Origin of the sequence: Streptomyces griseoruber, from assembly GCF_001514205.1 — a bacterium.
GTDB classification, from domain to species: Bacteria; Actinomycetota; Actinomycetes; order Streptomycetales; family Streptomycetaceae; genus Streptomyces; species Streptomyces griseoruber.
Genome location: NZ_KQ948763.1, coordinates 433,564 through 446,533, shown reverse-complemented (window position 1 = coordinate 446,533; position 12,970 = coordinate 433,564). Strand labels below are relative to the sequence as shown.

Annotated in this window: 13 protein-coding genes; 7 read left to right on the top strand and 6 right to left on the bottom strand. The window is 71.9% G+C overall.

What is annotated here, in order from left to right; all coding sequences use genetic code 11:
• Positions 1-15: 15 nt before the first annotated feature.
• The 6 genes from AQJ64_RS01895 to AQJ64_RS01870 all read left to right on the top strand — a co-directional run bounded on the left by AQJ64_RS01895 (position 16) and on the right by AQJ64_RS01870 (position 7,509).
• Complete coding sequence (locus AQJ64_RS01895; protein ID WP_055631339.1) at positions 16-981, top strand: carbohydrate ABC transporter permease; 966 nt, start codon at positions 16-18, stop codon at positions 979-981.
• The gene (locus AQJ64_RS01890; protein WP_055631340.1) at positions 978-1,859 is read left to right on the top strand and encodes a carbohydrate ABC transporter permease; all 882 of its coding nucleotides are present in this window, start codon (positions 978-980) and stop codon (positions 1,857-1,859) included. Before AQJ64_RS01895 ends, AQJ64_RS01890 begins: the two co-directional genes overlap by 4 nt.
• A gap of 12 nt (positions 1,860-1,871) precedes the next feature.
• Positions 1,872-4,784, top strand: a complete 2,913-nt coding sequence (locus AQJ64_RS01885) for a glycoside hydrolase family 2 TIM barrel-domain containing protein (RefSeq protein WP_055631341.1) — start codon at positions 1,872-1,874, stop codon at positions 4,782-4,784.
• A 118-nt stretch (positions 4,785-4,902) separates the two neighbouring features.
• On the top strand, positions 4,903-5,898 hold the full coding sequence (locus AQJ64_RS01880; protein ID WP_055631342.1) for an ABC transporter ATP-binding protein: 996 nt from the start codon (positions 4,903-4,905) through the stop codon (positions 5,896-5,898).
• On the top strand, positions 5,898-6,701 hold the full coding sequence (locus AQJ64_RS01875) for an ABC transporter permease (protein ID WP_055631343.1): 804 nt from the start codon (positions 5,898-5,900) through the stop codon (positions 6,699-6,701). The genes AQJ64_RS01880 and AQJ64_RS01875 overlap by 1 nt, the downstream gene beginning before the upstream one ends.
• Before the next feature lies 1 nt (position 6,702).
• The gene (locus tag AQJ64_RS01870; RefSeq protein WP_059202352.1) at positions 6,703-7,509 is read left to right on the top strand and encodes an ABC transporter permease; all 807 of its coding nucleotides are present in this window, start codon (positions 6,703-6,705) and stop codon (positions 7,507-7,509) included.
• A 138-nt stretch (positions 7,510-7,647) separates the two neighbouring features.
• On the opposite strand, the gene AQJ64_RS01865 is transcribed toward AQJ64_RS01870, so the two are convergent.
• The 3 genes from AQJ64_RS01865 to AQJ64_RS01850 form a co-directional block, all read right to left on the bottom strand.
• On the bottom strand, positions 7,648-8,907 hold the full coding sequence (locus tag AQJ64_RS01865) for an MFS transporter (protein WP_055636243.1): 1,260 nt from the start codon (positions 8,905-8,907) through the stop codon (positions 7,648-7,650).
• A 185-nt stretch (positions 8,908-9,092) separates the two neighbouring features.
• Positions 9,093-10,451 (bottom strand): MFS transporter, encoded by a 1,359-nt coding sequence (locus tag AQJ64_RS01855; RefSeq protein ID WP_079061414.1) that lies wholly within the window; start codon positions 10,449-10,451, stop codon positions 9,093-9,095.
• Positions 10,448-11,029, bottom strand: a complete 582-nt coding sequence (locus tag AQJ64_RS01850; protein WP_055636241.1) for an ArsR/SmtB family transcription factor — start codon at positions 11,027-11,029, stop codon at positions 10,448-10,450. The genes AQJ64_RS01855 and AQJ64_RS01850 overlap by 4 nt, the downstream gene beginning before the upstream one ends.
• Positions 11,030-11,184: 155 nt before the next feature.
• Here AQJ64_RS01850 and AQJ64_RS01845 point away from each other — a divergent pair, with 155 nt between their 5' ends.
• A complete protein-coding gene (locus AQJ64_RS01845) occupies positions 11,185-11,769 on the top strand; it encodes a TetR/AcrR family transcriptional regulator (protein WP_055636240.1) in 585 nt (194 codons plus the stop codon).
• A gap of 12 nt (positions 11,770-11,781) precedes the next feature.
• Here the strand turns inward: AQJ64_RS01845 and AQJ64_RS50465 are convergent, their stop codons facing one another.
• The 3 genes from AQJ64_RS50465 to AQJ64_RS48870 form a co-directional block, all read right to left on the bottom strand.
• Complete coding sequence (locus AQJ64_RS50465) at positions 11,782-12,225, bottom strand: isocitrate lyase/phosphoenolpyruvate mutase family protein (protein WP_420876550.1); 444 nt, start codon at positions 12,223-12,225, stop codon at positions 11,782-11,784.
• Positions 12,134-12,376 carry a hypothetical protein gene (locus AQJ64_RS52190; protein ID WP_157881036.1) on the bottom strand — a complete coding sequence of 81 codons (243 nt, stop codon included), beginning with the start codon at positions 12,374-12,376 and terminating at the stop codon, positions 12,134-12,136. The genes AQJ64_RS50465 and AQJ64_RS52190 overlap by 92 nt, the downstream gene beginning before the upstream one ends.
• Before the next feature lie 126 nt (positions 12,377-12,502).
• The gene (locus tag AQJ64_RS48870; protein WP_055636244.1) at positions 12,503-12,883 is read right to left on the bottom strand and encodes a VOC family protein; all 381 of its coding nucleotides are present in this window, start codon (positions 12,881-12,883) and stop codon (positions 12,503-12,505) included.
• Between the last annotated feature and the right edge of the window lie 87 nt (positions 12,884-12,970).

Sequence of the window (12,970 nt, the reverse complement as noted above, 5' to 3'; positions counted from 1 at the left end):
CGAACGGATCACGACATGTCGACCGCCGCCACGCGCAAGGTCGCCCAGCCCGCCCCGGCCGAGGTCCCCAGGACCCGGCCGCGGCGGAGCCTGCGGGCGAGCAGCACCTTCAACTTCTGGCTCTTCACCGGGCCGTTCCTGATCGGCCTGGTGATCTTCGTCTTCGTGCCGATCGTCTGGAGCATGTACCTCAGCTTCTTCGAGGCACGCTTCACGGTCACACCGAGCGAGTTCGTCGGTTTCGCCAACTACAGGCAGATCCTGACCGACACGGACTTCCGTAACTCCCTGGTCACCTTCACCGTGTTCGCCGCGTTCATCGTGCCCGCCACCTGGGCCCTCTCGCTGGGTCTGGCGCTGCTGGTCAACCGGCTGCGGTTCATGCGGGCGTTCTTCCGGTCGGTGTTCTTCCTGCCGACCGCGTGCAGTTATGTCGCCGCCGCGCTGATCTGGAAGATGTCCATCTTCAACGGCGTCCGCTTCGGCCTGGCCAACACCGTCCTCGACTGGTTCGGCGTCGAGAACATCGCCTGGCTCGCCAACCCCGATCCGCCCTGGTACTGGCTGGTCATCGTGACCGTCCGGCTGTGGCTCCAGTCCGGCTTCTACATGATCCTGTTCCTCGCGGCGCTGCAGAACATCCCGCAGGAGCTGTACGAGGCCGCCGCCATCGACGGCGCCAAGCCGGGCTGGCAGACCTTCCGGTACATCACGCTGCCCCAGCTGCGGGCCACCTCGACCGCGGTGATCCTGCTGCTGCTCATCGCCGCCTACCAGGCCTTCGACGAGTTCTTCAACCTGCTCTCCAAGACCACCTGGGGCCAGCCGCCGCTGGTCGAGCTGTACAAGATGGCGCTGGGCGAGAACCAGAACTACGGCGCGGGCAGCGCGGGCGCGCTCGTCCTGACCCTGCTCATCTGCGTCGTCACGCTGCTGCAAGGAAAGATCATGGGCTTCGGAAGGGGTGAGGAGTCCAAGTGACCACCACAGCACCCGACATCAAGAAGGCCACCACGCCGGCCAGGTCCAGGCGCGGCGGGGTCATCGGCAACACCGGCCTGTACGTCGCGACCGGCATCGCCGGGCTGCTCTTCCTGATCCCCTTCTACCTGATCGTCCGCAACGCGCTGATGACGGACCAGGAGATCACGGGCGAGAACTGGAAGTGGTTCCCCACCGACATCCAGTGGGGCAACATCACCGAGCCGTTCGACGACGTCACGGTGGACTTCGCGCACGCCATGTGGAACTCCGTGGTCGTGGCCGTCCTGCACACCTCGGGCATCCTGCTGGTGTGCTCGCTCGCCGGCTACGGCCTCGCCCGCATCCCGTACAAGCACGCCAACAAGGTCTTCTACGCCGTGCTGGTCACCCTGATGGTGCCGACGGCCGTGACCTTCGTGCCGAGTTTCGTGCTGGTGTCGTCCCTCGGCTGGGTGGACAGTTACCGAGGTCTCATCATCCCGGGCCTCTTCAGTGGTTTCACCTGCTTCCTCTTCCGGCAGTACTTCCTGGGGTTCCCCAAGGAGCTGGAGGAGGCGGCGCGGGTGGACGGGCTCGGCTACTGGGGCGCGTACTGGCGCGTCGTCGTACCGAACTCGCTGAACTTCTTCGCCGCGATCGCCACGATCACCTTCATCAACGGATGGAACGCCTTCCTGTGGCCGCTGGTCATCGGCCAGGACCCGAGTGCCTGGACGGTGCAGGTCGCGCTGTCGTCGTACATGACGAACCAGACGGTCAACTACCACCTGATCTTCATGGCCACCGCCATTTCCATCCTGCCCCTGTTGCTCGTGTTCCTCTTCCTCCAGCGCTGGCTGGTGCAGGGGATCGCCCAGACCGGCATCAAGGGCTGACCTAGGAGACCGATGTCCTTCCGCACCACCGGCACCACCAGCACCACCAGCAGCACCGACAGGACGGCGGCCGTCGACTACGTCGAGGACGTCTCACCAGGCGAAGGGGCGCTCGCGCCCCGCGCCTGGTACGCCTCCTCGGACGCCAAGTGCCTCTCTCTGAACGGGAGTTGGCGCTTCCGTCTGTCGCAGACGGCGGACGCCGAGGACGACTCGTTCGCCGCGGACGGATACGACGCCGGGGACTGGGCCGAGGTCACGGTCCCCGGCCACTGGGTCCTTCAGGGCGAGGGCGCCTTCGGTTCGCCGATCTACACCAACCATCTCTATCCGTTCCCGGTCGACCCGCCCCGGGTGCCGACCGAGAACCCGACCGGCGACCATCTGCGGGTCTTCGACCTGCCGGCGGACTGGCCCCAGCTGTCGGACGGCGGCGCGGTCCTGCGGTTCGACGGGGTCGAGTCCTGCGCCCGGGTGTGGCTGAACGGGACCGAACTCGGCGAGTTCAAGGGGTCCCGGCTGGCGCACGAGTTCACGGTCGGCCATCTGCTGAAGACGGTGGGCAATGTGCTGGCGGTGCGGGTCCACCAGTGGTCGGCGGGCTCCTACCTCGAGGACCAGGACCAGTGGTGGCTCCCGGGCATCTTCCGCGACGTGACCCTGCTGCACCGGCCGGCGGGCGCCGTGCGCGACTTCTTCGTGCACGCCTCGTACGACCATGTCACGGGCGAGGGCACCCTGCGCGTCGACTCCGACGTCGACGGGCGGGTGACCGTGCCCGCTCTCGACATCGATGTCGCGACCGGGGAGCCGGTCGCCGTCCCCGTCGAGCCGTGGACGGCGGAGACCCCCCGGCTGTACGACGGCGTCCTTGCGACCGAGGGCGAGCGGGTGCCGCTGCGGATCGGTTTCCGGACGGTGGAGCTGGCCGACGGACTGATCAAGGTCAACGGCGAGCCGGTCCTCTTCAAGGGCGTCAACCGGCACGAGTGGCACCCGCGGCGGGGCCGCGCCCTGGACCTGGAGACCATGCGCGAGGACGTGCTGCTGATGAAGCGGCACAACGTCAACGCCGTGCGCACCTCCCACTACCCGCCCCACCCCGCCTTCCTGGGCCTGTGCGACGAGTACGGGCTGTGGGTGATCGACGAGTGCGACCTGGAGACCCACGGTTTCGTCGAGCAGGACTGGCGGGACAACCCCGTCGACGACGACCGCTGGACCCCGGCCCTCCTGGACCGCGCCGCCCGCATGGTCGAACGCGACAAGAACCACCCGTCGGTGGTGATCTGGTCCCTGGGCAACGAGGCCGGCACCGGGCGCGGTCTGACCGCGATGGCCGAGTGGATCCACGCCCGCGACACCTCCCGCCTCGTCCACTACGAGGGCGACTGGAGCTGCCGCGACACCGACATGTACTCCCGGATGTACGCCTCCCACGAGGAGGTCGACCGGATCGGCCGGGACCTCGACGGCGGTACCGGCAAGCGGCGCGGACTGCCCTTCCTCCTGTGCGAGTACGCCCACGCCATGGGCAACGGTCCGGGCGGGCTCGCCGACTACCAGCGGATCTTCGAGGCGCACGACCGCGTCCAGGGCGGCTTCGTCTGGGAGTGGATCGACCACGGCATCGAGCACCCCACGCTCGGCTACGCCTACGGCGGCGACTTCGGCGAGGAACTGCACGACGGGAACTTCGTCTGCGACGGCCTCCTCCTGCCCGACCGCACCCCCTCCCCCGGCCTCACCGAGTTCAAGAAGGTGATCGAGCCGGTCGGCGTCGAGGGCTGCGGCGACGGTACGGTCCGCGTCACCAACAAGCAGGACTTCGCCGACCTGTCGGCGCTGGCCTTCACCTGGTCGTTCGAGGCCGACGGCGAGACCGTGGCGTCGGGGGGCCTGCCGGTGCCCGCGCTCGCGGCGGGCGAGTCGGCGGAGGTGAAGCTGCCGCAGCCCCCGCCGGACCTCCCGGCCGGCGCGGAGACCGGCTGGACGGTCCGGGCCGTACTCGCCGAGGACGGCCCCTGGGCGTCCGCCGGCCATGTGGTGGCCTGGGGCCGGCTGCCCGTCACGGCCCGGGTCGCGCCGTCCGTGGCCGCGGCCGTGGGTCCGGTGGCGGAGGGAGGACTGATCTCCCTGGGTCCGGCCGCCTTCGACGCCCGCACGGGCGCCCTGCGCTCCATCGGCCCGGTGGCGGTGACCGGTCTGCGCCTGGACGTCTGGCGGGCGACCACCGACAACGACGACGGCACGGACTGGAAGTCCCACGTCCGTCACAGCACGCTCTGGCGCGAGCTGGGTCTGCACCGGATGCGGCACCGCCTGGACGCGGTGGAACTCGGCGACGACGCGCTGACGGTACGGACGCGGGTGGCGCCGGCGGCTCGCGAGGTGGGACTGTCGACGGTATACACCTGGCGGTCGGACGGCGATCGCATACAGCTGACCGTCTCCGTCACCCCCGAGGGCGACTGGACCGTGCCCCTGCCCCGGCTCGGCGTCCGCTTCGGGCTGGCCGAGGCCGACGCGGTGACCTGGTTCGGCGGCGGTGCCGGCGAGGCGTATCCGGACAGCAGGACGGCGTCGGCGGTGGGCCGTTGGCAGTCGACGGTGGATCGTCTGCAGACTCCGTACGTCCGTCCGCAGGAGAACGGCGCCCGCGCCGACGTCCGCTGGGCGGAGCTCGGCGGACTGCGCATCGAGGGCGACCCGGAGTTCTGGTTCACCGCCCGCCGCTGGACGAGCGAACAGCTCGACGCCGCCCGGCACCGCACCGATCTCGCGCCGGGCGACACGGTCTGGGTCAACCTCGACCACGGCCAGCACGGCCTCGGCTCCCAGTCGTGCGGACCCGGGCCGCTGCCGCAGTACTTCCTGAACGCGGCGCCGGCCGAGTTCTCGTTCGTGTTCACGGCCACCGGATGACCGCTCTGTGGTCGATTAACCGATTGACCATTTGATCGACATTCCGAGAATGTAAGGACCTCTCCCGCGGCCGTGCCGGCCTCCGTCGGCCGGCCGCGCTCCACTGGAGGTTGACTGAGTGAGCGGCGCCATCCAGGTGCGCGGTCTGTCCCGCACCTTCCACACCACCGTCCGCCGCCCCGGCTTCGCCGGAGCCCTGCGGTCCCTGGTCGCCCCGGAACGGGTGGCCAAACACGCGGTCAGCGACATCACCTTCGACGTGGACTCGGGCGAACTCCTCGCCCTGCTCGGCCCGAACGGCGCCGGCAAGTCGACCACCATCAAGATGCTCACCGGCATCCTCACCCCCAGCTCCGGCGAGGCCCGGGTCGCGGGGGTGGTGCCGTACCAGGACCGGGAGCGCAACGCCCGCAACATCGGGGCGGTGTTCGGACAGCGCACCCAGCTGTGGTGGGACCTGCCGGTGCGCGAGTCCTTCACCATCCTCCGGGACATCTACGAGGTGCCGAAGGCCGAGCACAGCGCCCGGCTCGCGGAGTTCGACGACCTCCTCGCGCTGTCCTCCTTCTGGGACACCCGGGTCCGGCACCTCTCCCTCGGTCAGCGGGTGCGCTGCGACCTGGCGGCGGCACTGCTGCACGACCCGCCCGTCGTGTTCCTCGACGAACCGACCATCGGTATGGACGTGGTGGTCAAGGAGCAGGTCCGCGAGTTCCTGCGGTACCAGGTCGAACAGCGGGGCCGCACCGTCCTGTTGACCACGCACGACATGACGGAGGTCGAGCGGCTCGCCGAGCGGGTGGTGCTGGTCAACCACGGCCGGCTCGTGCTGGACGGCACCCTCGACGAGATCCGCCGCAAGTTCGGCTCCACCTGGCAGGTGCGGGCCACCCTCACCGACCCGCACACCGAGGTCGTGGCGCTGCCGGGGATCGCGGTGGTCCGGCGTGAGGGGGCGCGGGTGGTGTTCGGTCCGGACGGGTCCGCCGCACCGACCGTGCACCAGGCGCTGAAGTCGGTCATCGAGCGGTACGAGGTGACGGACATCGCTCTGGACGAGGCCGATCTGGAGGACGTGATGCGGGCCGCCTACATCCAAGCGGAGGCGGTGTGATGGCGACCGTGCCCGCCTGGCGGGCCGCCCGTGTCACCCCGCTGGGGGAGCTGCACGCCCCGCCCCGGATGACGGCCGTCCTGCTCCGGCTGACCGTGCAGGTGGTGCTGGTGGCCTCCCTGTGGCACGGCCTGTACTCCCGCACCGGCAGCACCGCCGGACTCGACGAGGGGCAGGCGGTCACCTACGCCGTCCTGGCCGTACTCGCTTCCCGTATCCGCCAGTTGGACCAGTACACCGGCCGGGACAGCGTGATCCAGCACATGCACTACGGCACCATCGTCTACTGGTATCTGCGCCCGCTGCCGCCGCAGCGCTACTACGCCCTGCGCGCCTTCGGCGAGCAGCTGTACGGCTTCGCGTGGGCGCTGGCCGGATACACGGTGTGTCTGGCGGCCGGGGTGGTCGACCCGCCCGAATCGGCTGCCGTGGCGGGGGTGTTCGCGGTCAGTCTGCTGCTGGGCCAGCTGGTGCTGTACTACGTGATGCTGATCCTGGACCAGCTGTGCTTCTTCACCATCCGCAACAACTCCGCCATGCTGATCCTGATCTTCGCGCAGAACCTGCTGTCCGGGGTGTACGCGCCGCTGTGGTTCTTCCCGGACTGGTTCATCCGGCTGAGCGGCTTCCTGCCGTTCCAGGCGACGCTGAGCGTGCCGCTGTCGATCTACATCGGCCGGATCGGACTGGCCGATGCCGCGGCCCAGTTGGCCGTGCAGGCCGGCTGGGTGGTCGTGCTGGCGCTGTTCACCCGGTGGGTGTGGCGGCAGGCCGCGCGACGTGTGATCTCGCAGGGAGGCTGAGATGTCGCTGAAGGCCCTGCGCATCGTGTGGCGCATCACGCTGCTCAACATCCGTTCCTCGATGGAGTACCGCACCGAGTTCCTGCTGAACATCGCGATCGGCGCGATCTGGCAGGTGTCGGTGATCGTGTTCGCGACCGTGCTGCTGTCCCGGTTCACCGGGATGGGCGGCTGGGACAGTTCGGAGGTGCTGCTGATCCCGGCGATCCGGATGCTCGCGCACGGTCTGATGGTGCTGCTGCTGGGGCGGGTGCACTTCATCGGCCGGCAGATCCAGGAAGGGAAGATCGACGTCTATCTGCTGCGCCCCATGCCGGTGCACCGGCAGGTCCAGCTCGCCTACTTCCCGACCAACGCCATCGGCGACCTGACCGTGGCCACGGGGCTGATGGCGGGCGCGCTCGGCCGCAGTCAGCTGGACTGGACGGCGGGCCGGATCTCGTACCTGGTCGCCGCGGTCGTGGGCGGCATGCTGCTGGAGGCGGCGCTGTTCACGGCGGTGGCCTGCGCCGCGCTGCGTTTCCCGGCCGCCGACTACTGGAGCGGCTGGCTGGAGGAACTCCTCGGCACCTTCGGCAGCTACCCGCTGAACGTACTGCCCCGGGCGGTCGGCGGCCTGCTGACCTACGGCCTTCCGCTCGCGTTCGTCGCCTACTTCCCGGCCGCCGTCCTCACCGGCCACGGCCACGACACGGGCATCCCCTACTGGCTGGCCGCGGCATCCCCCCTGCTGGGCGTCCTGGCGTATCTGGGCTCACGGCTGCTGTGGCGGTGGAGCCTGGGGAAGTACACCGGGGTGAACGGCTGACGCGAGGCCTCACGGCACGAAGTGCGTGGCGGCGGGGGCGTCGCCGCGCAGGTCGAGCGGGCCGGCCTCGGCCAGGCCCGCGAACGCCTCGGCGCGGACGGGGTGAACGGCCCCGGCGGTGGTGACCGATCACCGCGGTCACCGCCGCCCGGCCCCCCGCACCGGCGTCAGCAGGGCGATCCCGGCGAGCAGGACGCAGGCCGCGCCCGCCGCCAGGGCCACGGGGGCCGTGCCGTAATGTTCCGCGGTCCAGGTCAGGACGGCCGCGCCGCCGGGGGCCGCCGCGTACTGGAGGGTCCAGAACGCGGAGGTGACCCGGCCCAGCAGGGGTTCGGGGGTGACCTCCTGGCGCAGTGACATCGAGCAGGTGCCGGCGACGGCGACGCAGGCCAGGAAGACGGCGGCGAGGGCGCCGACGACGGGCACGTCCTGGGCCCGCCCCAGGCCCGCGACGGCGGCCCCGCCCACGGCGACCGCCGCCGTCCAGGTCGGGCCGAAGCCCAGTCCGCGGCGGACCCGGGCCACCAGCAGGGACCCGGCGACGGTACCGAGCGCGCCGACCGCCATGACGGTGCCGACGGTGCCGTCGTCGTGGCCGAGGTCGTGCTTGAGGTGGTAGACGAGAAGGTCGTTGAGACCGAGGGTGAGGAAGCTGAAGACGAAGAGGAGGGCGGTCAGCGCACGCAGCACCCGATGGCCGTACAGGAACGCCACCCCGGTCCGCAGGTCCCGCCACAGCCCGGCCCGTTCGGCCGGCTCCTCGTCCGCCGGCCGCCGCCGGATGCGTACGAGGGCCAGGCAGGCGGCCGAGACACCGAAGCTGGCCGCGTCGACACCGATCGCGGCGGCCGGTCCCGCCCAGCCCGCGAGGACGCCGGCGCACAGCGGGCCGAGGACGCCGGCCGTGGCGGCGGTCGCGTTGAGGCGGCCGTTGGCCTCGGTGAGCTGCGCGGTGCCGACCAGGCCGCGGACCACGGTGACATAGCCGACCGCGAACAGCATGCCCACGGCCTCGCACAGGGGCAGCACGGTGTACAGCAGCCAGACGCGCGGTCCCGCGAGCCACACCAGCGGGATCAGCCCGTAGAGCACCATCCGCACCAGGTCGCAGCCGATGAGGAGACGCCGCCGGTCGACCCGGTCCACCACCGCCCCCGCGAACACGGCCGCGACGACCGAGGCGGCGCCGCCGACCGCCGTGAGCAGGCCCATCCGGGCGAGCGAGCCGGTGGCCTGGAGGACGAGCAGGGGCAGGGCGACCAGTGCGAAGGAGTCACCGAGGAAGGACAGGGTCTGCGCGGCCCAGAAGACCCCGAAGTCCCGCTGCCGCCACAGGGGTTGCTCGCGACCGTCGGGGGCGGTCCACCGCTTGCGGCCGCTGCGCGCCCGGTACGCCACCCGTCCCTCTCCCCCTGCCGCGTTCCCCGGCAACCTTACGGCCGTCGGCGGCGCCCCGGAGGGGAAGCACCCCCATCGCCACTCCCCCGCCCGGAGGAGCGAGGCCCCGGCCGCCACCACCCTGCGCGGATACGCCGACGGGCTGGGCTCCGACGCGTCGTACCCCACCGTCCTGGACCGGGAGTTCACCTCGGTGACCGCGGACCGGCCGGTGGCGCGTGCCGCCGCGCACCATCAGGGCCCGAACGCGTGACGGGCGCGGGCTCGGGCACCGTGGCGCCGGCCGGCCGCTCGGGCGGCGGGATGTCGTCCAGGTCGCGGATGGCCGGGATCGGTGAGCGCAGCAGCCACAGCACCGACAGCGCGCCGCCCACGGCGGCCACGGTGAAGGCCGCCCGCAGGCCCACGGCGGTGGCGAGTCCGCCGCCGGCCAGGGCGCCCAGGGGCCGTACCCCGTAGTTGACCGTGCTGTACGCGCCGATCACCCGGCCCCTGAGCCCGTCCGGAGTCACCGCCGTGTCCAGCGAGTTGAGGTTGACGTCGAAGATCATGACGCCGAAGCAGGAGAGGAACCAGGCGGCCGCCAGCACCGCGGCCCGGGCGAGGAGCGGCCCCTGGGCGGCCCAGAGCAGTGCGAGGGGCGCCGGGAACAGGACGGCGCCCACCGCGATGCTGCGGCCGAGGCCGATCCGCCGGGACAGCGCGGGCGCGGTCACCGCGCCGAGGAGCGCCCCGAGCGCCCCCGCCCCGAACGCCAGCCCGGTCGCCGCCGGGGACAGCCCGAGCTCGCGGTCGGCGAACAGCACCAGCAGACCGGTGCCGGTCAGGAAGGTGAAGAAGTTGACGGTCGCCGAGCAGCCGAGGCTCGCCCGCAGCACGGGCTGACGCAGGACGAAGTCAAGCCCCTCCCGGGCGAGCCGTGGCAGGGACGGCCCGTCGGGGTCGGCGGGCGCCGGTTCGTCGACGCGGACCGGCCGCAGCAGCAGCGCCGACGCCAGGAAGGACAGGCTGTCGGCCGCGACGGCGAGAGGCGCGGTCAGCAGCTGGACGAGACCGCCGCCCAGGGCCGGACCGGCCACGAAGGACACCGAACGGCTCGCGGCGAGCTTGCTGTTGGCGTCGAGGTACGACGTCTGCGGCACGAGGTGGGCGAAGAAGCTCTGGTACGCCGACCCGAACACCACCGCCGCAGCCCCGCTCAGCGCCGCCACCGCGTAGAGCTGGCCCAGGGTGAGCGCGTCCAGGAGCGCCGCGACCGGCAGGGTGAGCAGCAGGGCGGCGCGCACCAGATCGGTGCCGATCATGAGCCGGCGTTTGCCGGGTCGCCGGTCGACCCAGGCGCCCAGGAACAACCCGAGGAGATTCGGCACCCAGACGAGCGCCGTCAGCCACGCCACCTCGGCGGCGGAGGCGTGCAGCGTGCCCACCGCGACCAGCGGCAGCGCGAGATCGGAGACCCGGTCGCCGCACTGGGAGACGGTCTGCCCGGCCCAGAAGCGCAGGAACCGGCGGTCGCGCCACAACGAGCCCGGGCCCGCCTTCACTCCGCGGCGCCCTCGGGAAGTGTGTACGTGATGACGCGGACGCCGCGGCTGCCGGGCGGCCACCGCTCGCCCTTGCGGGCGACGTACGGAGCGAGGAGTTCCTCGACGGCCTCCTGGAGCCCGGCCAGTTCCTCGGCGGTGACGACGATCCGGCTGTTCAGCCCGCCGGCCCGGGCCGCCCACTCCGGCTCCAGGTCCGGTTCGGTCTCGGCGAGCCAGCGCACCGGCAGTCCGGCGGTCCGCGCGAACATCTCCGCGGCCAGGACCCGCGCGGCCGAGCGCCCCTCCTCGTCCTGCGGCGCCCGGAACCGGAAGCCCCGGCCCACCGACTCCCAGCGCCGCTCGCGCCGGTCCGTCCCGGCCTCGGCGTCGCGGACCAGTCCGAAGCCGGCGAGGTGGCGCAGATGCCAGCTGGTCACGGAGGGGGTCGCGCCGACGTGCGGGGAGAGCTGGGTGGCCGTGGCGGGCCCGTGCCGCTGGAGCCGTTCCAGGACGGCCAGCCGCACCGGGTGCGCGAGCGCCCGCATGGCCTTGGGATCGGTGAGTTCGGCATCGCCCAGACGGTTACCCGAATCCATGACGTGAGAGTGTCGTCTCACGCTGCCCGAGAGTCAACTCGCCCATGGAAAAAGGTGGTTGGGCAGGGTGTCGGCGGCCTCCGGGAGGGAGCGGCCCGCCCCCTCTAGGATCTCTCCCGAACTCTGTCCAGGCCCGAGCACCCAAGGCGGTCCCCATGCCCCGAGCCGGCCTCACCGCCGACCGACTGGTCGCGGCCGCCGCCGAACTGGCCGACGAGGCCGGCTCCGACGGTGTCACCATCTCGGCACTGGCCCGGCGCTTCGGCGTCAAGGACGCGAGCCTGTACTCCCACGTCAAGAACCTCAAGGACCTGCGGACCCGGCTCGCGCTGTTCGTCGGCGGCGAGATGATCGACCGGATCGCGCCGGCCGTCGCGGGGCTCGCCGGCAAGGACGCGCTCGCCGCGTTCGCCGGGGCCTACCGGGAGTACGCACTCCAGCACCCCGGGCGGTACGCGGCCGCGCAGATCCGTATCGACCAGGACATCGCCGTCGACTCCGCCGCGATGCGCCGCACCGCCGAGATCACCCACGGCATGCTCCGCGCCTACGGCCTCGCCGAACCCGACCTCACCGACGCCATCCGCCTGCTGCGCAGCACCTTCCACGGCTACTGCGCCCTGGAGGCCGGTGGATCGTTCGGCGCGCCCCGGGACGTACAGCGGTCGTGGGAGAAGGCGATCGACGCGCTGCACACGGCCCTGACGCACTGGCCCAGGGAGGCCTCCGGGGAGGCCTGACCCCTCGTGGACTCAGGCCGGCGGGTCCGGGGTGCAACAGCGGCGAGCCCAGGCCGAGCCGGCGCACCCCGAGTCCGGCGGGGTGCGGGACGGTCGGGCCGGCGGGTGCGAAGGGGAGGTTGCGAAAAGCTGTCCAGGCGGGCGACGAGAGCGGCGATCCGTGCCGGATCGGGTCAGACCGGGGACGAACACGCCGTCGGCGCCCGCCTGTTGGTAGGTGTCGAGGCGGGAGGGGGTGTCGCGCCCCTGCTCGCCTTCGTCCTTCTGCCGACCCGAACCGTGGGTGTCCGTACGGGCGTTGACGAAGAGAGTCCGGAGGACGGGTTCGGGCCCGTCGACCGGCACGCCGCGAAGATCGCCGCCGTCAAGCGGGCCGCGCCCGGACGAGACCCTCCGCCTCGCCCTCGTCCTCGGCCCGCAGCCGTTCCTCCACTCCGTGGACGCGGAGGGCGGCATCGGCGAAGGCCCGGACGGGGTCAGGGAGTTCGCGCGTCGGCGCGCCGCCGTGGGAGCGGTCGGCGTCGCCGCACTCCACCCCGCCGACACCCCGCTCCCGCTGCCGCTGCCGCTGCCGCTGCCGCTGCCGCTGCCCAACGCCTGGGACCACGCCTCCGCGCTGGCCTGGCCGGACCGGGCTTCCCGGCGATCGGTACGACGAGCCTGGCCTCACGGGTCGCCGACGCCCCGTCGGGCTGACCGGCGGCCACGGCCCGGGCCGAACCGTGGCCGCCGGTCAGCCCGCTGCGGTGGCCGCCCGCTCCGCCGCGCTGCGCTCCACACAGAACTCGTTGCCCTCCGGGTCTGCGAGGAGGGCCCACCCGGTGCCGTCGGGCCTGCGCATGTCGGAGACCAGCGTGGCGCCGAGGGCGAGCAGCCGCTCGACCTCCTCCTCCCGGGTGCGGTCCTGCGGCTCGAGGTCGAAGTGGACACGGTTCTTGATCGTCTTGGTCTCCGGCACGGTGACGAAGAGCAGGCCCGCTCCCTCGATCAACGCCTCCTCGTCGCCGGGCTTGCAGTCCTCGTGAACGGGCAGGCCGAGCACCTCGGACCAGAAAACGGCCACGGCGTAGGCGTCGGAGCAGTCGATCGTCACATGGCGGATGGCAGAAGTCATGCGGGGATTGTGGTGCACGGCGTGCCCCGCGACAACGCGAATACGCCCCTCCGAACGCCTCTCCCGGCCCGCCCGGGACGCCGGTGC